The sequence below is a fragment of the Coleofasciculus sp. FACHB-712 genome (genome assembly GCF_014695635.1).
GTDB lineage: Bacteria > Cyanobacteriota > Cyanobacteriia > Cyanobacteriales > FACHB-T130 > FACHB-T130.
In genome coordinates this window covers 1-24,049 of sequence record NZ_JACJOQ010000477.1, presented here as the reverse complement: position 1 = coordinate 24,049, position 24,049 = coordinate 1, and the positions used below count along the sequence as shown (strand labels likewise).

Annotated in this window: 25 protein-coding genes, 1 tRNA gene and 1 pseudogene; 7 read left to right on the top strand and 20 right to left on the bottom strand. The window is 47.9% G+C overall.

Annotated elements, in window-relative coordinates:
* The 10 genes from H6F50_RS15580 to H6F50_RS15535 form a co-directional block, all read right to left on the bottom strand.
* Nucleotides 1-1,169, bottom strand: a 1,169-nt coding sequence (locus tag H6F50_RS15580; RefSeq protein WP_190429391.1) for a DUF697 domain-containing protein, incomplete at its 3' end; no start/stop codon positions are given.
* A gap of 91 nt (nt 1,170-1,260) precedes the next feature.
* Nucleotides 1,261-1,337: transfer RNA gene (locus H6F50_RS15575), tRNA-Met, on the bottom strand.
* 46 nt (nt 1,338-1,383) lie between these two features.
* Nucleotides 1,384-2,337 (bottom strand): asparaginase, encoded by a 954-nt coding sequence (locus tag H6F50_RS15570; RefSeq protein ID WP_190412552.1) that lies wholly within the window; start codon nt 2,335-2,337, stop codon nt 1,384-1,386.
* A gap of 133 nt (nt 2,338-2,470) precedes the next feature.
* Complete coding sequence (locus H6F50_RS15565) at nt 2,471-2,971, bottom strand: CGLD27 family protein (RefSeq protein WP_190429390.1); 501 nt, start codon at nt 2,969-2,971, stop codon at nt 2,471-2,473.
* 20 nt (nt 2,972-2,991) lie between these two features.
* Nucleotides 2,992-3,453 (bottom strand): ribosome silencing factor, encoded by a 462-nt coding sequence (gene rsfS / locus H6F50_RS15560; protein WP_190412872.1) that lies wholly within the window; start codon nt 3,451-3,453, stop codon nt 2,992-2,994.
* 150 nt (nt 3,454-3,603) lie between these two features.
* The gene (gene yqeK / locus H6F50_RS15555; protein ID WP_190429389.1) at nt 3,604-4,209 is read right to left on the bottom strand and encodes a bis(5'-nucleosyl)-tetraphosphatase (symmetrical) YqeK; all 606 of its coding nucleotides are present in this window, start codon (nt 4,207-4,209) and stop codon (nt 3,604-3,606) included.
* A gap of 146 nt (nt 4,210-4,355) precedes the next feature.
* On the bottom strand, nt 4,356-5,585 hold the full coding sequence (locus H6F50_RS15550) for a glycosyltransferase family 4 protein (RefSeq protein ID WP_190429388.1): 1,230 nt from the start codon (nt 5,583-5,585) through the stop codon (nt 4,356-4,358).
* A gap of 216 nt (nt 5,586-5,801) precedes the next feature.
* On the bottom strand, nt 5,802-6,251 hold the full coding sequence (locus tag H6F50_RS15545; RefSeq protein ID WP_190412556.1) for an anti-sigma regulatory factor: 450 nt from the start codon (nt 6,249-6,251) through the stop codon (nt 5,802-5,804).
* 22 nt (nt 6,252-6,273) lie between these two features.
* Nucleotides 6,274-7,272: an anti-sigma factor antagonist gene (locus tag H6F50_RS15540; protein WP_190429387.1), complete on the bottom strand. Its 999-nt coding sequence runs from the start codon at nt 7,270-7,272 to the stop codon at nt 6,274-6,276.
* Between the two features lie 223 nt (nt 7,273-7,495).
* Entirely contained in the window at nt 7,496-7,639 is a 144-nt protein-coding gene (locus H6F50_RS15535) for a hypothetical protein (protein ID WP_190429386.1), read from the bottom strand.
* A 109-nt stretch (nt 7,640-7,748) separates the two neighbouring features.
* On the opposite strand from H6F50_RS15535, the gene H6F50_RS15530 reads away from it, so the two are divergent.
* Together H6F50_RS15530 and H6F50_RS15525 are read left to right on the top strand one after the other, a co-directional pair.
* Complete coding sequence (locus H6F50_RS15530; protein ID WP_190412558.1) at nt 7,749-8,537, top strand: 7-carboxy-7-deazaguanine synthase QueE; 789 nt, start codon at nt 7,749-7,751, stop codon at nt 8,535-8,537.
* A 198-nt stretch (nt 8,538-8,735) separates the two neighbouring features.
* Complete coding sequence (locus tag H6F50_RS15525; protein WP_190429393.1) at nt 8,736-10,214, top strand: esterase-like activity of phytase family protein; 1,479 nt, start codon at nt 8,736-8,738, stop codon at nt 10,212-10,214.
* Between the two features lie 158 nt (nt 10,215-10,372).
* Here the strand turns inward: H6F50_RS15525 and H6F50_RS15520 are convergent, their stop codons facing one another.
* From H6F50_RS15520 to H6F50_RS15510, 4 genes are all read right to left on the bottom strand, one after another.
* On the bottom strand, nt 10,373-11,017 hold the full coding sequence (locus H6F50_RS15520) for a DUF3318 domain-containing protein (protein WP_190429385.1): 645 nt from the start codon (nt 11,015-11,017) through the stop codon (nt 10,373-10,375).
* An 83-nt stretch (nt 11,018-11,100) separates the two neighbouring features.
* Nucleotides 11,101-11,658 (bottom strand): hypothetical protein, encoded by a 558-nt coding sequence (locus H6F50_RS15515; RefSeq protein WP_190412560.1) that lies wholly within the window; start codon nt 11,656-11,658, stop codon nt 11,101-11,103.
* 53 nt (nt 11,659-11,711) lie between these two features.
* Nucleotides 11,712-11,837, bottom strand: coding sequence for a hypothetical protein (locus H6F50_RS27630; protein WP_277878948.1), 126 nt, complete (start codon nt 11,835-11,837; stop codon nt 11,712-11,714).
* 56 nt (nt 11,838-11,893) lie between these two features.
* Nucleotides 11,894-12,124, bottom strand: a complete 231-nt coding sequence (locus H6F50_RS15510) for a hypothetical protein (protein ID WP_190412561.1) — start codon at nt 12,122-12,124, stop codon at nt 11,894-11,896.
* 404 nt (nt 12,125-12,528) lie between these two features.
* Between H6F50_RS15510 and H6F50_RS15505 the strand changes: the two genes are divergently transcribed.
* The 3 genes and pseudogenes from H6F50_RS15505 to H6F50_RS27975 form a co-directional block, all read left to right on the top strand.
* The gene (locus H6F50_RS15505) at nt 12,529-13,155 is read left to right on the top strand and encodes a hypothetical protein (protein ID WP_190429384.1); all 627 of its coding nucleotides are present in this window, start codon (nt 12,529-12,531) and stop codon (nt 13,153-13,155) included.
* Between the two features lie 40 nt (nt 13,156-13,195).
* A protein-coding gene (locus H6F50_RS15500) for an IS630 family transposase (RefSeq protein ID WP_347277173.1) occupies nt 13,196-14,073 on the top strand; the annotation gives its coding sequence in 2 pieces (ribosomal slippage) (nt 13,196-13,525 and nt 13,528-14,073; 876 coding nt in all).
* Nucleotides 14,074-14,088: 15 nt separating this feature from the next.
* Nucleotides 14,089-14,358: pseudogene (locus H6F50_RS27975) on the top strand (hypothetical protein); the annotation flags it as partial.
* 217 nt (nt 14,359-14,575) lie between these two features.
* On the opposite strand, the gene H6F50_RS15495 reads toward H6F50_RS27975, so the two are convergent.
* From H6F50_RS15495 to bchL, 4 genes are all read right to left on the bottom strand, one after another.
* A complete protein-coding gene (locus H6F50_RS15495; protein WP_190429383.1) occupies nt 14,576-15,982 on the bottom strand; it encodes a ferredoxin:protochlorophyllide reductase (ATP-dependent) subunit N in 1,407 nt (468 codons plus the stop codon).
* A 112-nt stretch (nt 15,983-16,094) separates the two neighbouring features.
* On the bottom strand, nt 16,095-16,232 hold the full coding sequence (locus tag H6F50_RS15490) for a DUF5331 domain-containing protein (RefSeq protein WP_190429382.1): 138 nt from the start codon (nt 16,230-16,232) through the stop codon (nt 16,095-16,097).
* A 40-nt stretch (nt 16,233-16,272) separates the two neighbouring features.
* Entirely contained in the window at nt 16,273-16,752 is a 480-nt protein-coding gene (locus H6F50_RS15485; RefSeq protein ID WP_347277172.1) for a DUF5331 domain-containing protein, read from the bottom strand.
* A gap of 115 nt (nt 16,753-16,867) precedes the next feature.
* The gene (gene bchL / locus H6F50_RS15480; RefSeq protein WP_190412565.1) at nt 16,868-17,734 is read right to left on the bottom strand and encodes a ferredoxin:protochlorophyllide reductase (ATP-dependent) iron-sulfur ATP-binding protein; all 867 of its coding nucleotides are present in this window, start codon (nt 17,732-17,734) and stop codon (nt 16,868-16,870) included.
* 828 nt (nt 17,735-18,562) lie between these two features.
* On the opposite strand from bchL, the gene thiO reads away from it, so the two are divergent.
* Together thiO and H6F50_RS15470 are read left to right on the top strand one after the other, a co-directional pair.
* Nucleotides 18,563-20,551 (top strand): glycine oxidase ThiO, encoded by a 1,989-nt coding sequence (thiO, locus tag H6F50_RS27625; RefSeq protein ID WP_190429381.1) that lies wholly within the window; start codon nt 18,563-18,565, stop codon nt 20,549-20,551.
* A 183-nt stretch (nt 20,552-20,734) separates the two neighbouring features.
* Nucleotides 20,735-20,914: a ssl1498 family light-harvesting-like protein gene (locus tag H6F50_RS15470; protein WP_190412567.1), complete on the top strand. Its 180-nt coding sequence runs from the start codon at nt 20,735-20,737 to the stop codon at nt 20,912-20,914.
* Nucleotides 20,915-21,034: 120 nt separating this feature from the next.
* Here the strand turns inward: H6F50_RS15470 and H6F50_RS15465 are convergent, their stop codons facing one another.
* Together H6F50_RS15465 and H6F50_RS15460 are read right to left on the bottom strand one after the other, a co-directional pair.
* Nucleotides 21,035-21,838: a tetratricopeptide repeat protein gene (locus tag H6F50_RS15465; protein WP_190412568.1), complete on the bottom strand. Its 804-nt coding sequence runs from the start codon at nt 21,836-21,838 to the stop codon at nt 21,035-21,037.
* 181 nt (nt 21,839-22,019) lie between these two features.
* Nucleotides 22,020-24,049 (bottom strand): ribonuclease R family protein (locus H6F50_RS15460; RefSeq protein ID WP_190429380.1); only part of this gene is annotated, 2,030 nt, incomplete at its 5' end.

The following is a 24,049-nucleotide window of genomic DNA, read 5'->3' as shown; positions in this document are numbered from 1 at the left end:
GTCGTTAGCTCGACTAAACCAAGCTTGAGCATCAAGCTACCCATTGTCCCAGCGATCGCTTGCGCTTGTTGAATAGAGAATTTTTGCTGATATAGATTACCGAGATCCATGACGAGCTGACCATTAATGGCAGCAGTTGCCAGCAAATCCAAGGCAGGTACAGGGTTCGCAAAGGCGGTGGCGGCGGCAATCCACTGATATTGCTCGATAACGGGAAGGGCGCGATCGCGTCTCACTTCATTTAAGGCGGATTTCGCTTCGGCTTTCAGCGCATAAGCTGCCCTCCAAGCCGTTGCCCAAACCAGCTGTTGACTTTCTTGGGCTAAAATTTGGCTTAACCGACTTGCGATCGCACTCATCTCAGGCGCTGGGTTTTCCATCCACTCCCGCACCGAACCATCCGGTTGATGCTGACGCACTTTGATGGGGGTAGGAGAAGCAGCGATCGCTACAACGTCTTCTCCCTTCAGCGTTCCTTGCATTCGTTGCCGCAATTGCTGCAACACTGTGGCGCGTTCTTCAGGTAAATATCGATCTTGTTTGTTCAGAACTAGCACTGCACGCTTTTTAGATGCCGCTAGTTGCTGTAAGGTTTGATATTCTGGATCGGTCAAATCTCCATTCGTGACAAATAGCACTAAATCTGACCTCTCGACTAACCCTTCCCGATTCAAGGAAGGGGGTGGGGTTTGGTCAGTTGCAGTAAATAAAGCGGGTGTCTCCTGCAAGCCGAGTTTTTGCGGCTGTTGAGAAACCCAGTTAGACTCTAAAACTTGAATTAAGGTAGATTTACCGACTGACTTTCCGCCAGTGACAGCCAGATGCATCTCCCGGCGATCGATTTCACTCGTAATTTTGGCAAGTTGTTCTCTTAACGGGGCATTTGCCGGATGCTTTTCTGCCTCTGCCTCTAGCTGGCTAATCGTACCTTCGGTTTGGGCGATCGCTTTTTCTACCGTTTCCCTGTCCATCTGGCTGACATCTGGCAGATGAAGCTCTTTGGCTGTCTGTTTCTGGAATAACCAGAAACCAGCGCCGAGTGCGATCGCGCCAATTACACTAAACTCACCGACTGTCCCCGCTGAGTCATGAAAACTCTGCAACAACCAAAGCGAGAATGATAGACCAATTCCCCCGACTAAAATCGGACGCCGCAAATTCACAGCCATAAATATTTAAATGTAACCGAATCGCTGCTAACCAGCCTACAACAAATCCCTGCAACCTTTTGGGATTGCAGGGATTGTTTACTTTTGTATTTGGTGGCGGGAAGTGGATTTGAACCACTGACCTTCGGGTTATGAGCCCGACGAGCTACCAGGCTGCTCTATCCCGCGTCGTTGCCAACTTATTTACTATAACGCAAATTCAAGAATGTGGCAACTACAACATCGAAAGTTCTCCAACGACATCTAGACGCTTGAATTTGCTCAAGCTCATAAAGGTTTCCGACAGGGTTTCCGCCACCGTAGGACTAATCCAACCCATTTGCTTGAGTAAATGAATGGCAACGGCACACTTTGCCCGTCCTGCTCCATCTGCCACCTTAATTGCTAGTCCCATCCCTTCGCCAACGCGACCGATACACTGAATCCCTTCAGCACCCCCTTTGCTGATGATTTCACCTTCGGTCAGACGCATGAGTTCTGTATCAAATAAACCTTCTCCTGCCACCATATTTGGGTGATGGGTCATGGCTCGGACGATGCGTTCCATATCCAAATTATTCCCAGAGGCAAGCTGACCGTACAAGGTACCCATTTGCCCCAGCTGCATGAAGTAAGTCGGAGCGCCACAATCATCGTGGGCACTGATGAACTCTACAGCGGGCATTCGCAGCAATTCGGCAACTTTGCCTAAAATTAGCTGCTGAACGGGGTGGTTGCGCTGCAAATAGGTATTCAGAGGCCAATGCCTTGCTTGGCAAACGGCAAGCATTCCAGCGTGTTTCCCGGAACAGTTATACTCCAGCGGACTCCGTTTACCTTCTGGAATTGGACACTGAAGTGCTGATGGGTCAACATCCGAGCGCCAAAGAACGTTAAAAGCCTGTCGGACTTGGGCGGTCGTGCCTTGGTGCGAGCTACAGATAATGGCTAAGTCTCGATCCGTTAGCTTGTAGCGTTCTAGGGTGCCGGTAGTCGTAATTGCCAGCGCCTGGAATGGCTTGAGGGCGGAACGAACAAAAGCAGCAGTTTCCGAACTGCCTGCCACGGATAGAACGCGCCCTCGGTTGTCACAGACGACTGCTTGGGCGCGATGCGTTGATTCAATAATGCCTTCTCGCAGCAACCGAACTTCCAGTTCTGCGGATTGATTTCTTTTTCCCCTTGTCATGGGTAAGACTTTATCACTTTTTGTTAGTTGTTCAGTAGCCTGCGATCGCTTGTTCTGAGGTCTTCGGTAGACTGTGCAGCCTTTCCTTACTATCCACTACCTCTCGCTCAATGACCTAATGCCTAATGGCTCATTACAGAAAATACCAAGTTAGACTACCTGCAAAGGAAAATAAGGCAAGCAAGACAAAGGTTCGCTGTAACCGCTGAAGGATTGGTTGAACTTGGTAAGTGACGATCAAGCGATCGCGTGTCAAAATTTCTTCTGGCTTTGTCCAGCACTGACCGTCATACCAACCGGATTCTTCATAAAATACTTGTTGATTCTCTAGGCGCGATCGCACGTAAGACCAACCCAAGTACAGTCGCACCAGTGCCAACACCACTCCCAAGCTCGCTCCTGCTGCACCCATGAGGATAAACTTGCTCGGATACTTTCCTGGCGCAAAGCTTGCCGCTGCCATTGGACCTGCGACGAACCAGCCGAGACCCCAAATCCAAGCCAGCTTTTTGATGTATCCTCCCAGTTCCAGCGTCACCCAGCGAAAAGACCAAGAATCCTTCAACTCCTGGTACTCATTGAGCGGTTGTTGTTCGGCGGGAACTGGGCAAACTGAAACTGGAGTTTCCATCATGTTTTTACTTTCCCATCGGCTCACGATGCTGAGAAATCGATTTTTTCAGCATGACCCCAGAATGCTTCCAGATTATAGAATTCCCGCTCTGGAGGCAACAAGATGTGAATGATGACATCCCCGTAATCCAACAGTATCCAGCTACCTTCTGCCTTTCCTTCCACGCGCAGAGGCAGACGTTGCCACTCCGTTTCTACTTTCTGTTCAATGGATTGGGCGATCGCTCTCACCTGGACTCTGGAGAAGCCGGTTGCGATCGCAAAGTAATCCGCCAGATAGGATACCTCTCCTACCTGTAGCAATACGATGTCAGCCGCTTTGCGGTCATCAGCAGCTCTGGCAGCCGTTAAAGCCAGCTCTTTGCTTGCTTTTTGTTTATCTGCATTGACAGCCAGTCGAGCAGAAGCATTCGCGTCGTCTCCGTTGGAGATGAATGCTTCGTTCCCAGTAGAGGAGGACTGTATCTTGAACTGTTCTGACATTAAATCCTGATTTCCTTGTTCAAAAACACCTATAAATTCCTTCAAAGTTGGTTCAACTTACAGCACTGTACTAGAGAGATGCTGAAGTTTCTATTTTAATTTTTGAAGTTTCGAGCCTCAGCTTTTTATGGCTTTTTTTAACTTTTCATTTCATTTATCCTTCATCCTTTCAGCTTCAGGTTGCTGCTTTTTGCTAGCGATTTGAAGTGCCCAATTACGGCTACGGATCGTTCGAGGGTGAATTAAGCACCGAGTTTCGAGGAGATATTTCAGGGAATAATCGCAAGTTAGCCAAACAGCTTTGTAGAGATTTTGCCAAGCAACTTGTCTTAAAGCTTCTAACTCAGGAGTGTTACCTCTGCCTGGTTCCAGAGTATCAGCCAAAAACACGATACAACTCAATTCACTCATTCCTGGTCTGCCTAAGGTGTGATCCTGGATTGCCTGCAAAATTTCTTCATCAAATATTCCAAATTTGTCTCTAGCAACAATTGCACTAACATCTGCGTGCAATAAATGCGGATTTTCTTCATCCACCGGGTCTAATTCCAATCCTTCTTCTCGTGCCATTTGTAACAGCAGCGAAGGCTTAAAGTATTTTGCGAGATCGTGCATCAACCCCGCTGTCCCTGCTTTTTTCTCGTCGAGTTGATAATGCAGCGCTAGCTCAATAGACATCCGCTCGACGCCTAATATATGTTTGATTCGAGCGGCAGGGACACGATCTGCTAACCAGGCTAAGACCTGTTCGCGCATTGGGCGAGGAACTCCATAGGGCTATCGGGACAGAAGCAAAGGGCAAAGCCTAAGGCTTTGGGCGATCGCTAGTTCCCAGGATAATAAACGCTAGGCATCGCGCGATCGCTACTTCAACCCGACAACCATTTTGCTTTCATTCTAGATCAATGAAGCCTAACCTCATCAAACAGCTTCTCATACTGCTCCAAGGCGTGCTTAAAGGAGTAATTTTCGATAGCATATTGTCTGCCTTGCTGACCCAGTCTTTCCCCTTTGTCAGGGTTTTTATATAAGTCTAAAATTGCTGCTGCCAGAGCCTCAGGATCTTCTGGGGGAACGACGACACCGCCGCCGCTATGCTGCACCGCTTTAGCTGCCGTACCACTAGCAGGAACAGAAGCCAAAATTGCCCGACCGCTGGCTAGCAGCACCTGAATTTTAGAAGGCATATTGAAGGAAATCACGTTTTCCTTTTGCATCACCAACCCTACATCCGCCGCTGCCAGTAGTTCCGGTAATTTTTCGCGGGGTTGAAATGGCAGTAGCAAAACGTTTGGCGCATCCACTTTTTGACAATAAAGCTCTAGGTCTTGTAAGGCTTTATCTTCTCCCACAATCACCACAGCAATGTCGGGAATATGTCGCAGGCAAGTCGCCGCATCGATCAGGGTCTTTAAGGGTTGGGTGCGACCAATGTTACCGGAATACAGAACCACAAATTTGCCGTCGAGTTGGTGAACGGCTCGAAAATAATTATTTTCTTTAGGCAAAGGTTGTATAAAGTTAACATCAACCCAGTTAGGAATCAACCTAATTTTACTTTTTGGGACTCCTTTACCAACTAAATTATCAACAAATCCATCAGCAATGACGCTAATCTTCGTCGCTGTTCGGTAAGCAAAATTTTCCAGCTTTTCAAAGATGGCAATCATCCGTTTGTTGGTGAGCAACCCCGTATGAACTGCGGCTTCCGGCAAAATATCCTGGAGGTTCAAGACTACCGGACAGCGGTGCAACCATCCCAGGAGCGCGGCTGGAACGGAAACTGGCAGGGGCGGTACGGTTAACAAAATTACATCTGGTCGCCTGCCTTTGAGGGCATGGACTAAGCTGATCAGGACAAAGCTAGCATCCAATAGAATTCGATCTATCAAACCCGGTTTGGGGCGAATCCAGACATAATTGCGCTGAATGGCTACGCCATTTTCGAGTTCTGTTAGGTACAATTTCCCCTTATATTTCTCGTAGATGCGCCGTTGCGGATAGTTTGGCATGGCAGTGACAACTCGCACTTGATGACCTTGTGCTACCAAACCTTCCGCTAGTTCGGTCATCAAGGGGGCAATGCCGATTGGTTCGGGATGGTAGTTGTAGGAGTAAATCAATATCCGCATGATCTAGGTCTTACCAAATATTTAGCACCAAGCTTTTACCTAGTCTAATCGGGGGTTGCGGTATGTTGGTACAATCGCGCATCTTCTTTGAGGAATAATGTGGCTTTTTCTCGGTCTATTTCTCGGTCTATAAGTGGGATCGCGCTTGTAGATGAGATTTATTCCCAGTTGTCAGAAGCAGCAGCACATCTAGGAGAAAGCGAATACTCTCCAGTTTTAGCGAATTTTTCTTCGCATCAGCAAGCAATTTCGTTCGTCAGGCATCCGCGTGTAATCGAGTTCATCTGTGAATTGTTGCATAAATATCAACCCGCGACCTCCTTCATTCTCCAGGGGGTCAAAATCCTTTTGACCCACCACTTGCAACTTTGATTGCAGCTTGGCTTGCAAGTTAAACGGTTTTCCGTAGTCCCAAATCCGCATTTCCAGATAGCTAATATAGACTTTCACCTCAATCTGTATTGGGGTGGTTGGGGGCAATGAAGAATGAGCGTGGCGAATGACGTTCGTAAACCCTTCAGTCAAGGCTACCTGGGACTGCCACCATAATTCATAGGGCAGTAGCGGTAGAGTAAGTTGCTCAAACCATTGCAAAACTTCTGTTAAAGCATTTAGATCCGTCTCCACCTGAAGGCGGGATTGTGCTATTGGTTGTTCCTTTGTCATTAACAGAAGTAATTGAGGTTTCCTAATAAGCACCACTGTTTTTGCGAAATAAAATTAGGATTGTTTTAACAATTAACTTGAGGTCGTAAATCAGGCTCCAGTTCTCCTGATAGCGCAAATCTAAGCGAATCACATCTTCAAAATTGCGTACTTGCGATCGCCCATTTACCTGCCACTCACCCGTCATTCCTGGTTTCACATCTAAACGCTGCCATTCCGGAACTTCGTATCGTTCTACTTCATCAGGTGTCGGGGGTCTCGTACCGACTAAACTCATCTCCCCTTTCAGAACATTCCAAAACTGCGGCAGTTCATCCAGGCTTGTCTTCCGTAAAATTCGACCCACCCGTGTTACTCGCGGATCGTTTTCATTCTTGAAAAAGGCACCGCTGGCTTGATTCTCGATTTTGTCTTTCAGTGCTTCCGCGTTTACGCACATCGAACGGAATTTCCACACCTGAAACCGTCTTCCCATCCAACCGCAACGGATTTGACTGAAAAAAATCGGGCCTGGATCGTCGAGCTTAATCACAATGACGATGGGAATAAACAAAATTGCCGTAATCCCTAAACCCACCAGCGATCCCACCACATCAATACCACGTTTAATCCACGAGCGCACGGAAGGATGAGTCGTTGGTAGCTGAATTTCTGATTTTTTCCCAGGGGTTGTGGTTGTGCTTTGGCTTGGCGGCTCGATCGTTAAAACTTGATCCAGCCCCGTCATCGATAACACTGCCATCACTTGAGGATGGACACCCCGAAGTACTAATTCGACTTGTTTTTCCCGCGCTAGCTTTACATTACTGACCAGCGCACCAATACCACTGCTATCAATAAATGTGGTCTGACTCAAATCAAAAACTAATTGCTGGGTAACGGCACTCTCTTGTAAGAATTGCTGACAGCTTTTCTTAAAAGCCACGGCCTCAAGAACAGTAAGGCGAGGAGGTAGCTGGACTACAGGAGTGTCGTTGAAGAACGTAATCCGAAAATCTGCATCGGGGATCGGTCCAACCATGTAAACCTAGTGCTAAGGTGCCATCTTATATTTTGAAAAATATTTGAGATTAGTCAATTCAACTTCATTAAAAGTTTTTGTAAAGAATTATTTTATTGTTTTGATATAATTCTACCTAAATCAAATTCATCGAGTGTCCATAGTAGCACTGAAATAGCGAATTGTACCAAGAATTTTTTAAACTGCTTCTAAGGGTACCAAAGAGCAAACAGCTTGGCGGTGGTTAAAAATTGTAGTTATCGTGAGTTATCCTCAGGGATCGACCGGAATCATCAATATTGACAGAATTATCAAGCGGTGAGAAGGCTGACTGGGGAACCCCCTGCCAACAGCGATCGCTGTTGGCAGCACGCGCAGAGCCAAGCATACTTCCCGCGTGGTTAATCTAGGAACTCAAGGCAGATAATGAGATTAGTAGAAACCTTAAAGTAAACCGAGTCCGGAGCGAACCAGTCGCATCTCAAGTCAGAGCAACAATGACCCCTAAAACTGCCGACTATCCCACTGCGCGGCTAATTGAAGTCTTCTCCGCCATTCAAGGGGAAGGACTGAATGTAGGCACCCGCCAAATATTTATCCGCTTTGCCATCTGCGACCTGCGCTGCCATTTTTGCGACAGTGCCCACACCTGGTTAGCGCCAGATAAGTGTAATGTGGAGCGAACACCTGGGCAAAGAGATTTTGAAACCCACTCCAATCCAGTGTCTAGCTCGGTGTTACTAGAATGGATTGAACGGCAAAATCAACCCGGTTTGCACGACAGCATCAGCCTCACGGGTGGCGAACCGCTGCTTCATGCTCCCTTCCTAGCTAAATTTCTGCCTGTTTTGCGCCACTCCACAGGGTTGCCACTCTACCTAGAAACTGGCGGTCATCGTCCAGAACAACTAGCCCCGATTTTGCCCTTCCTGGACTCTGTAGGCATGGATATGAAGCTGCCTAGCGTCAGTGGAGAACAAAGGTGGGAAGCGCACAGGGAATTTCTCCAGCTTTGCCATGACTCACGGGTTGATAGTTTTGTCAAATTAATTATTTCTAGCCAAACTGAGCCATCTGAGCTGGAACAGGCATCTGAATTGGTGGCAGCAGTTAGCCCTGCTATCCCGGTGTTTTTACAGCCAGTGACACCCCTACAAATGCCCCATCATCTGCCAGTGTTTGCTCCAACCCCCGCGCAGGTTCTGGAGTGGCAGGCATTAATGAAGCGAAGTCTCAAACAAGTGCGAGTTGTGCCACAGACTCACAAAATGCTGGGTCAACTTTAGAATTGTTCATGGTTCATCAGGAATTCTCAGGAACCACGAATCCTGATTAGTAAATTTGTGTAGTTGAATAAAGAATTGATGAAGAACCGGAATACTTATGTGAAATTACGGTGTGGAAGACCGCTTTAAAGTTATCTTTAACCAGCTTTTAAAGTAACCGTCTGATGCTCGTGATAGTAAACGTTCTGAGGCTAAGACATTATGAAAGCAAAGCATTGGCTTTGGACGGTTAGTTGCTCGCTGGCGCTCTCTACGCTCTCTATCGCGGCAAATACCACCTCTACTTATGCAGCTTCCCTGGTTAATACTCTGGCGATTCCGGGGGAAAGTACGGATCTATTCCCGACTAATGGCGGCAATGGTGGTGCTAACATCAATCGCTTAGGTTTTTTCTCGGATCTATATTACGATCGCTACGAGAATGTGTACTACGGTTTGGGCGATCGCGGTGCAGGAGGCGGTGTACTTTCCTACGAAACCCGAGTTCAGAAATTTTCGCTGGATGTTGACCCAAACACGGGGACGATTAGCAACTTTAAGCTGCTGAAGACCATTTTATTTACTAAGGACGGTGAGAACTTCAACGGGTTGAACCCCCAGTTACTCAACGGCGATACCGGAATTCTGGGTCTTAGCTTCGATCCAGAAGGCTTTGCAGTTGCACCCAACGGCAACTTCTACGTTTCAGACGAGTATGGACCCTCTGTTTACGAGTTCACTTCGACTGGTTCGTTCATCCGGGCCTTTGCCACTCCAAGCAACTTACTTCCTCTAGCTGGAAGTGTTCCCAACTATGTCGATGGTCGCCCAATCCTTACTAGCGGTCGCCAGGATAACCGAGGCTTTGAGGGAGTAACTCTTAGCCCAGACGGTAAAAAACTGTATGCGATGCTGCAAGACCCGCTCGTAACTGAGGGAAGTCCCGATGGACGACGCAGCCAGAACTTGAGAATTGTGGAGTTTAATACGGCAACAGGTGATAGCGTTGCCCAATATATTTACCAGCTAGAAAGTCTTGCCGCTATTAACGATCGCATTCCCGGAACTGATGACGATTTTGGGCAGAATTCTCAAGGTCGTAATATTGGTATTAGCGCCATTACCGCCCTCAATAACAATGAGTTCCTGGTACTGGAACGCGATAATCGCGGCGTGGGCGAAGCCGATCCTCTAAGTGAAGCCCCAGTCGCCAGTAAGCGGGTTTACAAAATTGATCTCACAGGTGCCACAGATGTCAGCAACATCAGCTTGATAGGTACAAATACTTTACCATCTGGCGTAATACCTGTTAGCAAGTCTCTGTTTTTAGATGTTGCAGCGCAGCTGAAGGCGAGTGGTCAAGTAATCCCTGAGAAGTTGGAAGGTTTGACAATCGGCCCTAAGCTAACGGATGGTTCCTACGCAATTATCCTTGGCACGGATAACGACTTTAGTGTGACTCAGGGGAATGCTGGTCAGCAGGATGTTTGCACAGATGGTACAGCCTTTACTCTCGTATCTATTGATAGCGGCTGTCCCGCCGGACAAAAATTACTTCCAGGCTACCTCTACTCGTTCAAAGCTAGTGCTACAGAGTTAGAGGGGTTTGTACCTCCGGAAAAAGTGCCAGAACCAGCGGTAACGGCTGGATTAATGCTACTGGGTTTTGGCGGTTTGTTGCTTAAGCGGCGGCAATAAAAAGGCAATGTAAACATTGCCCAAATTCGGGTGTACCAAAGCTACACCCGAATTTGGGGAAAGACAGGCACTCATGTAAAACAGAAGAATTCCTCAATCTCGTTACTCAGCTTACGCCTGGTAACGAAGATTTGGATGCGATCGCATCCGAAGAGTCTTTATATTGAGTCCTCGCGTGCGCCTTTGACTTTAGCTTTGGCTTTGGCAGCACTACGCTTGAGGGCAGAAAGCCGCGTTTCGTATTTGCTCCGTTGCCGTTTGTTTGGGGTTAGCTCTAGCAAAGCTTTCAAAGCGCTACCCAAACTTTTGTAGGCGTTGGGGAGGGAATAACCAAAGCGGGTGGCAAGCGCGATCGCTTTCTCATCCGCTTCAATCATCTCTTTTACCTGCTTCTCCCCACTATTTTTTTGATACAATCTCCAGCCTGAAACGCCACACAATGCCAAGGCTAATATCAACAGCAAGCCATCCTGCACCCACAGTTCGCCGACAGCACCGCCTAAACCAATTGCAAGCGCTGCCATTTCCCAGCCATCTCTAGGGATGGTGTCGTTTTGAATTCGGGCGACTTCGTGCCAAAACAGTAAATTCCGCTGATCGAGTGCTAGCTGATCCCATTTCACTAGATCAATTTGAACCTCAATTTGATCCTTGCCAATTTCTTCACAGCGGATCAGGGGTGGATTCACTTCAGTCGTTCCTTCGACTGTTACCCAGCTTTGCAATTCTGGCGGCAGTAAGGTTTTTAACCGCCGGAGTTCGCTCATCTCAGCTCTAGCAGAAGAGGTTGCATAGGATGTCATAGTCGTCCAGCCCCAGGAAATTCGCTTTTCAATCGTAAGGTTATTACTTTGGAGTATAGCGATCTTCGTGCCCGGATTCAGATTCACTCAGATGGGAATAGTCCCCGCTTCTTACGCGCTTCCATCGCTCTCTCCAACATTTGCAGTAATCCAGGAGCTTCTTCTTGAAGGGTAAGCAGTAGCCTTTCTCCCAATTCTCGATCGCCTGGATCTTTGCCGGTTTCCATCACCTCTTTCAGTCGAGGCATCGCTACATTATCAATAATTTGAATTAAACCTGACAAACAACGGTTGAATTGTTTTTCGGTAAGACTTGAATCTTCTAAGGGAAACTCAATGATGGCACGAATTTCGCCATCGTTTGGGTCATATTCCCATTGCAGCATTTTGGTTTCCCAGGAAATGCACAGCATTGTCTGGAGGATCGCTTCTTTGTAAGGATGATCTTTAACTCCAGATATAACTTGGGGCGCAAATACCTTGAAAAATTCCCCATCCTCATCCAGCTGGACAACAATCAAGAATTCGTCTACGTTTTCAGCTTGTACACCCGTCAGAATCCGGTACGCTTCTTCGTCAATATGATATTTCCAACCTTGATTGTCTAGATACGTGGCAATCTGTCGTAAAGTAGCGCCCATGACAGCCTCGCTGCGTCAGGTGGAGCAGGAATAACACGACACAGTATAACGTGCTATCTGACAACGGCATAGAGAAAGCCCTCTTTAGTTAGGGCTTGGGGCGATCGCTTGCTTCTAACGCTGTTCCGATCGGGGTTTGGGTTGGAGCTAGGATAGCGATCGCGTCTTTTGTTTCTCAAGCAATTTTGCTCCGAAAAACCCAATGCCAGATGCCTGCGGTACAGTTCAAATTTGCCTAGCGCTGGTAGGAACGACCGCCAAGATAGAGTGCTGCTGCGAGGGCGATTCCAGGTAATGTAATGACTGCTGCCAATGGAGAACGTAACCAACTCGCTTGCTCGTACCGTTCTCGATAATAAGTAGACCTAAGCGAACAGGGTTGAGCGGAACTGACTGAACCCAACAAAATGCTACTAGCGATCGCAGTGCTAGAAGCGATCGTAACCAAAGATAATTTTGTTTTCATACAGTTTTTTCTCCTACCGCGTTTTAGTGCAGGGAACGATCCTGAGCGATCGCGCAAAGTTTCATTTAATTCTAGCTGCCTCTGACTAAACTGGGGTGGAATGCTACGCAAGTGCAAAAAAAGGGGAGTGCGATCGCTCTAACTCAGACAAGCTAAAACTAAAGTGGGTTTTGTAACTGCACAACCCTTCCGGAAGCCTTTGTAGCATTTCAAGCCAGTACGTTTTCTGACAAAAATGCCTTTTCCTATCTAATTCGCACAGTCAAACTACCAACTGAAAACTGAAGAACTAACAAAAACTTGGAAAGCATTTATTGATGGTGCCATACAATTAGGTTGAAATTCAGTATTACTCCTGAATCGGAGCGTCTTTGAGGGCTGTTAAAATACCCAGCAGTTTAGCTGTGTATATTGATATGAACTTAGAGCGATCGCTCATGAAGCTAGCCAATGCCGTATCTAAGCTTAATGAACTTTCATCAATGGAAATTTGTACTGAACCAAAATGTACTAAACAAGTTTCTAAACCAGGTCATAAATTGTGTTACGAGCATTGGAAGGCTAACAACACTCAAGCGTCACCCACACCAAAACCTAAACCGAAGCCTCAGCCTTCGTCTTCCCCATCGCTGTTGTCTGCTACCAGCATCAGCGAGAAACTGGCAATACCCAAGCACAAAGTTAATCCCATTTTGGCTGAATTAGGATTGTTGAGCAAAGACCAGAACGGCTGGGTTGCTACCAAGTTAGGAATTAACTTCGGTGCGGTGCAAAAAACTTATTCGCAAGACGGCACGCTATACGTTCTCTGGTCTGAGTCGATTCTGACGAATCAAGCGTTCCTCACGACTATCCAAAGTATCAATGGTGATAGTTTAGAAACAAGTACCAAGGAAGCAACCAGCGAACAAGGGTTTCGCGAGAAGTTTCGGGCTAGCGCCCAGCATCGCACCACTGATGGACATTGGGTTCGATCAAAGGCTGAAGCTCTGATTGATAATTGGTTGTATAGCCGTATTCAGCAAGGTTAGGACGTAAACTAGAGAAATACCGATGCGTCTTCCCCCTTCTATAGCTAAACCTTACAGCGACGACTTTCGCCAAAAAGTGATGCAGGCGATCGAGTTGGATGGACTCAAGAAAAGTGAGGCAAGCCAACTGTTCAACATTAGTCGCAATACGATTAACTTGTGGTGCCAGCGCAAAGCGGAAACCGGAGAGATCAAACCTAAAGCCAGACAAGGTACCCCACAAGAGCTGAAGATCAACGATTTGGAGAAGTTTGGCGAGTTGATCAAAAGACATGGCGATAAAACCCAGAGTGAACTAGCACAACTGTGGGATAGCGAGGTGAGCCAACCCACGATTTCGAGAGCCTTAGCGAAGATTAAACACAGCCGTAAAAAAAAACATGCGGCTATGTCCAAAGAGACGAAGCCAAACGAGCGGCGTTCTTAGCGCAACTGGGCGACCCCAAAGCGCCGCATCTGGTGTATGTCGATGAGTCAGGCATGGATGAGCGGGACAACTATGGCTACGGCTACGCGCCGATGGGGGAACGCTTCTACGCCCTCAAATCGGGTCGGCGGCAGGGACGAGTGAATATGATTGCGGGCTATCGCGATGGTGAACTCATTGCCCCCTTCACCGTTGAAGGAGCGTGCAATCGGACAGTGTTTGAGGTTTGGCTAGAGAGCTGCTTGATTCCCCAACTTCGTCCCGGACAGTGGGTGATTATCGATAACGCCACGTTTCATCATGGCGGTCGCGTTGCCCAACTGATTGAAGCCGCAGAGTGTCGGGTCGTTTATCTACCGCCCTACTCGCCAGACTTCAATCGGATTGAAAAGTGCTGGGCCTGGTTGAAGAGCCGCATTCGCAAGCTGTTATCCGACTTTGCCAGTCTACGCGAGGCGATGGAAGCTGTTCTCAAGCAGGCGACGTCCTAACATAGTTGAATACGGCTATATGTTTCGGGAATCGTTCATGCTTACGAACGACGACTACCCATTGAGGAAGAAGCGTACTGTGACTTTTATCTTCCATCAGGGAGAGTGTATATCGAGTATTGGGGATACGACAACGATCAAGAGTATGCGGCACGTAAGCGAGTTAAGCAGGAGCTATATCAGAAGTACCAGCTCAACTTAATCGAATTATCGGATGAACATATCAAGAATTTGGATGATTGCCTGCCCAGAATATTACTGAAGTTTGGTGTAGTTATTAGTTAAAGAACTCATATAGTTATCCTGTGTTTGCGAGTGCTTCCTCTCTTCCTTCGCGTCTTCTGTAGTTGGGTAAAAAAGCGATCGCAATTCGACCCTTCTATCAAGATGACCTAACTTTACTAATAAAAGTAATAGGAGCGATCGCATCTAGATCGCTCCTACTATTTATTATCTCTTACACCCCTCACCGAAAAGCGGAGAGAGGCAAGGGATGAGGTTCTTAAATCTTCGCTTCTTCCCTCACCAACTTATCCCAACCCAAATCTTTCAAATTGTTATTCCGGCGCAGCGGACGAGTCACCAACTCTAGAATGTCACGAGCATTTGTAAAGCCGTGAATCTGAGCAAAAGTGAACTCAACAGACCACTTAGTATTGATACCGCGTGCTTCCAGTGGGTTAGCGTGAGCCATACCAGTAATCACCAAGTCTGGCTTCAGTTCATAAATGCGCTGAATTTGGTTGTAGTTGTCTGGCTTCTCCACAATCCTAGGCGTTGGTACACCCATTTCATGGCAAGTTTTCTCTAGCAGTGCCAACTCAGCGGCTTGATAGCGCTTATCCATGTAGGGGATGCCGATTTCTGGGCAAGTCATGCCACAGCGCACCAGGAAACGAGCTAGGGAGATTTCCAACAAGTTATCGCCCATGAAGAAGACAGATTTGCCGCGAATCAACTGGACGTAGTCTTCCAGATTTTCCCAGATTTGCGCTTCCCGCTCCTCTAGCCCTTTGGGTTCAATCCCAAACACCGAGCAAATTTTCTCAATCCAGGCGCGGGTGCCATCGGGACCAATCGGGAAGGGTGCGCCGATGAGTTTGCACTTGCGGCGACGCATCAGCGTAGTGGCGGTGCGGCTGAGGAAGGGGTTCATGCCAGAGACGTAGTAGCCTTCTTCTAGAACTGGCAATTCGGTGTAACGCTTGGATGGCAACCAACCTGAAACTTTAATGCCTTGCTTTTTCAGTTCCAGTGTCAGATTGGTAACCACTGGATCGGGGAGAGAACCGAAGAGAACCAGTGGCGGATGCTTGACATATTCCGATTCATCGGCGGCGACATCTTCTTTTTTCTTGCCGAAGTTGAGCAGAGAAGCGATCGCATTCCTTTCTTTCTTCTCAGTTTCTACCACGGGCGCTTTATCGGGACAACGGGCAGCCATCGCCGCCAGTACGGTGTCTTCCCCTTGGGTGAAGGCGTAGTCTAAACCATTGGCACGAGCCGTCACAATGGGGATGCCAATTTCGGATTCTAGCTTGGGTGCCAAGCCTTCCAAATCCATTTTGATGATTTCGGTGGTGCAGGTGCCAATCCAAACAATGACGCTGGGGTTGCGATCGCGCTTAATTTGCAAACACAGCCGCTTCAACTCTTCATAGTCATTCAACTGAGCGGAGATATCTCCTTCTTCCAACTCAGCCATCGCGTAGCGGGGTTCCGCAAAAATCATCACCCCCATCGCGTTTTGTAAGAAGTAGCCACAGGTTTTTGTACCAATAACTAGGAAGAAACTATCTTCTATCTTTTGGTACAACCAAGCTACGCAGCTGATGGGACAAAATGTATGATAATTTCCAGTTTCACACTCAAAATTAAGCGCTTCCGGTTCTGTATTCGCAAGGGTCATAGTAAAGGTTTCCTCTCAAATTTTTAATTGATTGTTAGTCAAAAGGTGATTAGTTATTAGTCATTCCAGAGACCAAGAAATTCTGACTTAATGACTCATAACTATTGACAAATTACTCAATATCTGGGAGCGGAGCGACAATCTCTGCATCCTTAACCTTCATTTGCAGAGCGATCCAGGAACGATTCGCTTGAAAATATTCCAACCACTTCTGTTTCAAAGCAGATGTAAAGTTTTCAAAAAAAGTCATACTTTCTGTTAGTTCATCCTGCCAATACTGATGTTAACTTTTAACGCTGCCAAGGAAAGCGATGCTTTTTATAAACTCCCTCGCAAGATTCATCCACCTTAGCAGCGATACGACTGGCTGATTGAGCAACATTGACAGCAGCCGGAGGTAGCATTCTGACTTCCTCTGTATTTGTTTTTTCAGCCGATAGTGCCTCTAGCTCATCGTCGGGAGCAGCCGGTATTGCCTCTAGCTCATCGTCGGGATCGAAGTCTAGCCCAAAGCTCGCCACAATTCGGTCGGGGTCTGCATTGAGGTCCACAATCAGGGGAAGCATCTCATTAAATTGCGGGTCTAGAGTCGATAGCGTCGCCAAAATGAAGCTGGAGGTAGGGCGTCTTTGTCCTTCAGATGTCACCCAGACTTGCAGACGATTGAGCCAGTAGTGATTTTTTCGATAGTAGTCTAGCCATTTGGCTCTGACCGATTCCCGTAGCTGCTCAGGACGTAGTTGCTCAGGACGTAGCTGCTCGGTGTTCACAGTTGGGCTTGATGCTGATGCTGGTGAAAATAATTTGGTTTGGAGAATGGTGCATAACAATACGCACGTCAAGATTGACACTAAAAGCATTGATCCATTCTCCATCCTTAGCTCCCTAAACCATCATCATATCTAGCTCTTGTTCTTCAGTCTTCACCTCTGGCTTGGTGGGATTGAGGTAGAAATCAGACAGCAAGGAGAACAACTCGCGGTCTGGAGCATCGTTCGGCACAACACCCTCTGGACGCGCCAGAATTTGGTCGGCAATGTTGAGGTAGTAATCGCAGACGTAGTTGAGCGAGGGGTCAGTCTCTGCCATTTCAAACAGAGTTTTGCCCTTAACACGGGAAACGCGAATGTCTTCAATCAGCGGCAACACTTCCAGCACTGGCATCGGTACCGCAGAAATGTATTTCTCGATCAGGTCGCGCTTAGCAGTGCGGTTGCCAATCAATCCGGCGAGACGCAGGGGGTGAGTCCGAGCTTTTTCACGGACAGAAGCGGCAATCCGGTTGGCTGCAAACAAGGCGTCAAAGCCGTTGTCAGTGACAATCAAGCAGTAGTCCGAATAGTTGAGGGGAGCTGCAAAGCCGCCACATACCACGTCACCGAGTACGTCAAACAGAATGATATCGTACTCATCGAAGGCGTTCAGTTCCTTGAGTAACTTCACGGTTTCGCCTACCACGTAACCGCCGCAACCGGCACCAGCTGGGGGACCCCCTGCTTCTACGCAATCAACGCCGCCATAGCCTTTGTAGATGACATCTTCAGCCCAGACATCTTCGTAGTGGTAGTCCTTTTCTTGAAGCGTGTCGATAATTGTGGGAATCAGGAAGCCGGTCAGGGTGAAGGTGCTGTCGTGCTTGGGGTCACAGCCAATTTGCAGGACTTTCTTGCCGCGCTTGGCTAGAGCCACAGAGATATTGCAGCTGGTTGTGGATTTGCCGATTCCGCCTTTTCCGTATACTGACAGTTTCACGCGCTTCGTCTCCTATAGTTTCATTTCAAACCAGGATGGTTGTCTTTGGTGTTAGGCAGGGCATGAATAAAGTCGCTGCCGAAGAAAGCCAGCCGTAGATTGCTTTTTATCTGGGTATGAACTGCATTATTGTCCAACTGCCGCAGAAAATAAAGGGGATGGAGGAATGGATTAGGTAGTAATCGCGATTATTGAGAAAATAGATAATTCTTTAATGTTTTTATTTTGCTAAAAATGCTGATAAAGCTGCAATTTAAATTTTTAAGAGGTTTGTTACTCTCTTAACTAAGAATGTGGAACAAAAGACAAAAAGGTCGGGGCGAAGAGAAGACGCTCACGCTACAACGTGAAACCGATAATTTGAGGCTATTTAGGACTCTGCGAACAACGGCGCTCGTCGAGAAAGTCTTAAACTGTACCTATAACTCGGATTGACTTCGCCTAATCGGCTACACTGCCTGAAGCAGATGGCTAATCAAAAGGGTCACAGAGGCATCTGCAAGTAAAGTGGGGATTTTGATGAATAATTATTAATTTTTGAGAGACTGTTTTCTAGGAATCCGAGTTGAGTTCACAGTCAGGGAGAAGATCGCAGAGGGGCGGGAAGAGGCTAACATCAATCACCGAAAGGGGAGGAGGGATGGTTTTGCGGAGCGCCTGGTGTTCCGAAGCAATCCGTCCCCATGACCAAGACTAAAGCGATCGCTACCGCTCATTGGCAACGCTTCTTGACTAGGCTTAAATTAGGACGCCATCTTTTTCTAAGGCGTATGCGTTGATTTATGGAAAGCCTTAGAGTCGGATTTTAGTTAAAGCAACTATATCTATATGAATACAGAAAGTGACATTCTCATCATCGGCGGCGGTGCGATTGGCTTAGCGATCGCCCTCGAACTTCGCTTACGGGGGGCAACCGTCACCGTCTTGTGCCGCGACTTCAACTCCGCAGCGGCTCATGCTGCTGCTGGAATGCTAGCACCCCAAGCAGAAGGGATTCCGACGGGCGCAATGCTGGATTTATGTCTGCGGAGTCGGGATTTGTATCCGGACTGGGCAAGCAAACTGGAAGCGATCGCAGGGGTATCTATCGGCTATTGGCCTAGCGGCATCTTGGCACCCGTTTATCTCAATCCTCAGTCCTCAGCCCTCAGTCCTCACTCCTTAGCACATTGGTTAGATAAAGATGCAATTCATCAAATTCAACCCGGACTGGGTTCAGACGTTGTTGGTGGTTGGTGGTATCCCGAAGATGGTCAAGTAGACAATCGGGCTTTAGTTCAAGCCTTGCGGGTGGCAGTGAGGGAATTAGGTGTAGATATCCATGAAGGCGTGGCAGCTGAAGCCCTCCAGCAACAGAACCGGAGAATCAACTGCGTCAGAACAGCATCTGGGGATTTTCGCGCTCAACACTATGTCTTAGCCACCGGGGCTTGGTCAAATGAATTATTGCCAATTCCGGTCAGCCCGAAAAAAGGTCAAATGTTGTCCGTGCAAGTGCCTGGTGGCAGCCAGGAGGGATTGCCTCTCAAGCGGGTGCTGTTTGGTGAGGAAATCTACATCGTGCCGCGTCGGAATGGACAACTGATAGTGGGAGCCACTAGCGAGGATGTGGGATTCACACCCCATAACACTCCAGCCGGAATCAAAACCTTATTGGAAAACGCGATTCGCCTTTATCCCGCTTTGCAGAACTTTCCCATCCAAGAATTTTGGTGGGGATTTCGACCGGCGACACCCGATGAGTTGCCGATTCTCGGTTCTAGCGCCTGCAAGAATTTAACGCTGGCAACGGGTCATTACCGCAACGGAATTTTGCTGGCACCCGTGACGGCTTCCTTAGTGGCAGACCTGATTTGGGAGCAAAAGTCCGATCCCCTGTTAGACCATTTTCACTACTCCAGGTTCTACGCTGGATCTAAACCCATCAATGCAACCCCCAAAATGCTTCAAATAAGCCATCCTTCTGAATCCGGGAGAATTCAAGGCTCGTCCCTACAGATGAATCATTCCTTGGAAACCCTGCCATCCGATCCTTTAATTATTGCGGGTCGGACTTTTCGCTCTCGCCTGATGACTGGTACCGGCAAGTATCGCAGCATCGAAGAAATGCAGCAAAGTATTGTGACTAGCGGTTGCGAAATTGTTACGGTGGCGGTGCGCCGGGTACAAACAAAAGCGCCCGGACATGAAGGGCTGGCTGAAGCGTTGGATTGGACAAAAATCTGGATGCTACCCAACACGGCTGGCTGTAAAACGGCTGAACAGGCGATTCGAGTGGCGCGTCTGGGGCGGGAGATGGCAAAACTTTTGGGTCAAGAAGACAATAACTTTGTCAAGTTAGAGGTGATTCCTGACTTAAAGTATCTCCTGCCCGACCCAATTGGCACTTTGGAAGCGGCAGAGCAACTGGTGAAGGAAGGCTTTGCGGTTCTGCCTTATATCAATGCTGACCCGTTACTGGCTAAACGATTGGAAGAAGTTGGCTGTGCGACGGTGATGCCTTTGGGTTCTCCGATTGGTTCCGGACAGGGCATCAAGAATGCAGCGAATATTGAAATCATTATTGAGAATGCTGGGGTGCCAGTGGTGGTGGATGCCGGACTGGCTACGCCCAGTGAGGCAGCGCAGGCAATGGAGATGGGGGCTGATGCTGTGTTGATCAATAGTGCGATCGCTGGGGCAAAAAATCCAGCCGCGATGGGTCGCGCAATGGCTCTGGGTGTTGAGGCTGGGCGTCTCGCCTATCAAGCCGGACGAATCCCTGTAAAAGTCTACGCCAACCCCAGTTCTCCCCTGACTGGCACGATTACCAGTTAAAGGCTAAAGGGGCTGAGAAGAATGTAAGTTCAACCTCTCCTTGGCACCCCTGCACTTAGTCGGTACCAAGATTCTCTCCTCTGGCGGAAGTAGTGTAAATAATTCATGCAAAAGATAGAGTACATTGACCCGATTCTTTGTTACAATTATTTACAAAATAAATCCTAGATAAGGATATCATTCATGCGATATACAACCGAAGACGGCGGACGTTTGAACAATTTTGCAGTAGAACCAAAAGTTTACAAAGCAGAACCGCCAACCCAGGATCAAAAGCGCAACTATCTCTTCATGGGAATTGGCGCGATCGCTTTGCTTAGCAGCTTAATATTTGTTGCTATTTCGGCATCCAATGTAGGCTAAGCACCCACCTGATACTTTTCAGGAACGGGTGAAATAAGGCAAAAGTAAAAAGTTAAACGTAAAAAGAAACAGAATTTCGTTTTTTTGTCTTTTGCCTTCTACTTTGAATTGAACGTAGGTTTACCGTTGAAGGTTTTTTGTCGCTTCTAGGGCGTCTTGGTAACTTTCTGTTCTTCCTTGGGACTTGAAAAGGTCTGCGGATTTCTTAAAATCTGCAACTGCGGCTTGACGATTATTCAATCGTAAGTAGGTGATTGCGCGGTTGTAATAGGCTTCAGCAAATTTAGAATCTAAATTTACCGTCTGAGTATAATCGTCAAGCGCTTTGGCATGTTGTCCTAGCCGGTTGTAAGCTAAACCCCGATTGTAATAAGCTCTGGCATTCTTGGGGTCGATTTGTAAAGCTTGGTTAAAATCGGCAATTGCGGCTTGAGTTTCTCCTAGATCGTCGCGAGCATTGCCTCGGTTAATATAGACACTTGCATCTTTGGGATTGAGCCGGATCGCCTCCGTAGAATCAGCGATCGCTTGTTGATAATTTTCGAGAAGATAGTAGGAATATCCCCGGTTGCCGTAAGCATTTCCGTACTCAGGATTAATCCGAATCGCCTCAGTGTAATCTGCGATCGCTTGCTGATAAGCTCCGAGGATGTGACGGGCATACCCCCGGTTGTAATAAGACTCTGCATCCTGGGGAGCAAGACGGATCGCTTCGTCAAAGTCTGCGATCGCCCCCTCATAATCACCGGCGTCTAGTTTATCAACGCCCCGGTTGTATAAATCAACCGCGCTCATCGTTGCCTTATTATTATCAGCAGCACTCAGTAACTGGCTGGGCGGCAACTGAGCGTAGACAGCAGTAGGAATTCCACCAATTACTGTGGTGATTCCGACAATGGCGATAGTTTTGCGAATGTTATTCATAGCTTGTCTTTTCTCGCCCCGCTGGAAAGGACTGAGGACTGAAAGCTGAAGACCGATCGTTGAGGTAAAAAATAAACATCAGGGGAAACGTGAAATCTATTTTCTGTTTCTTCCTCTTGAGGTAGTCCTCAGCACTATTTTCTCACTCAGTCCTGTCGAATCAATCCTTTGCACTATTTTTTTACGTGCCAGCTGGCTGAGCTTCCTGATCGATAAGCTGGCGGAACTGAATGACATCTTGCCGGGGGTCGGCATGGCTGACTCGGACTTCTAAGCGATCGCCAAGTGCCACTGAGTGGGTGAACCGCATCGCCAACTCTAATCCCAAATCTTCTAACAAAATTAATCCTAATCGGTCATCTTCTCGCAACCATCGCAGCATCAGCGCTTGCCAAACCTGATCGCCATGACGCCGCAGGTACTCTAACCCCCAATAACGATTTGTCTGGCGTTCCACTAACCTTGCTTCTTGGGAGGCGGTGCCGATACCCAGCATAACTTCTTGTAACTCTTGCGCTGAGAATGGCGTGGGTTCGCCGCGTAAATGCGCCTTTATTTGGAAATGCGCCAGCAAGTCGCTGTAGCGGCGGATTGGAGATGTTACCTGAGCGTAGGTTTCCAGCCCCAAACCGGCGTGTCGTCCCGGCGTGAGGCTCATTTCGCTACGAGGCATACATCCCCGCATTGCACAAAATCTCACAGGTCCTGCGGGCAGCTGCAATAGTTCCTCTTCTGAGGGAAGTTCGGGTTGGGGTTGACTGCGAAAGGGCAGAGGAATATTGTGAGTTTTGCCGTAGTGGGCAGCCACTTCACCCGTGAGAATCATCATCTCCGCTACCAATTGGCGTGCGGGTGAGTCTTCCAAAATTTCAATGATGATTTCGTCACCATTTACTTTAATCATCGCCTCTGGCATATGGATGTTAATCGAGCCTTGGGACTGCCGCCATGATTGGCGACGTTTCGCCCAAGAAGCGATCGCTGTTATCTCTGGTTCTGCCTGGATACCCAGTTGCAGCATCTCATCCACATCGTCGTAAGTCAGGCGATAGGTCGGCTTAATTAAGCTGGCACTGATGCAATAGTCGTCTACGGCACCTTTTTCATCCAAAAGCACGCCAAAGCTCAGCGCCCAACAAATTTTTCCTTGCACCAAGCTCATCGGCCCGGTTGCCAAACTCGGCGGGAACATCGGAATCATCCCCGTCGGTAAATACAACGTTGTGGTACGCCGTCTAGCTTCTAAGTCTAATTCATCTCCTGGGGAAACCAAGCGCGAGGGGTCGGCAATGTGTATCCAAAGCCGCTGACGCCCATCGGCGAGGGTTTCCATACTCAATCCATCGTCTATTTCCTTTGTACTTTCATCATCAATCGTGTACACCTTCAAATGAGTCAGATCTAATCGGTGCTCATCCGAATCGTTCGGCGCGAACTCAGCATACTGCTTAGCCACTTCTATCACCTTGTCTGGAAAGTGAACGGGGATCTGACTGCGCCGCAGATATAGATTTTCGTGAGGACTCCACAATCCCAAATCCACCAGCAGTTGAAACGCAGCTTGGGGAGTTCCAGGGCGTCCAAGCTCGCTCATTGTTTCCAAAACAGGTGCTGGAGGGGGATAGGCGCGATTCAGAGATTCTTGATTGAGTCCAGCACGAACGACATCTGTCAACAGAGCCGCATATTTTTCAATGGCTTCCAGGCGTTGACGTTCGCGGCGTTCCCACTCTACCTGTTCGCCAGCGAGCGCCTTTTGCACGCGCTCTACAAATTCTTGCCGCCGCAAGAGCCGTTCTTTTTCGACTTCTATCTGATGTTTTAGTTCTGCTACCTGAGTAGCAGGACGCGGCTCGTAGCGATCGCCTTTTTGCTTGAAATAAAGTCTATCTTCAGATAGCAAATAGTACGCTGCGTAACATAGGGGGGCACTTTTGTCAGAAAACAGCACTGACGCCATTTCCACATCTGTAACGCTCGTTCCATCCTCTACCAATAATTCCCATGCTACCTCCAAGCCAGTTGGGTCCAGATAGCGCTGTACCTCTTGGAGGAAGCTGGAAATTTGTGCAGGTTTATAGCTTTCACCTGCAATCTTATAGGTCATTTGTCGGGGATGGATGGTGTGGGATTGACCTTTCTCGTCTACCACAATCCAGTGCGTTTTGCCTTCTTGACGTTCTGCAACAGCAAGACGCCGCTCTCCATGCA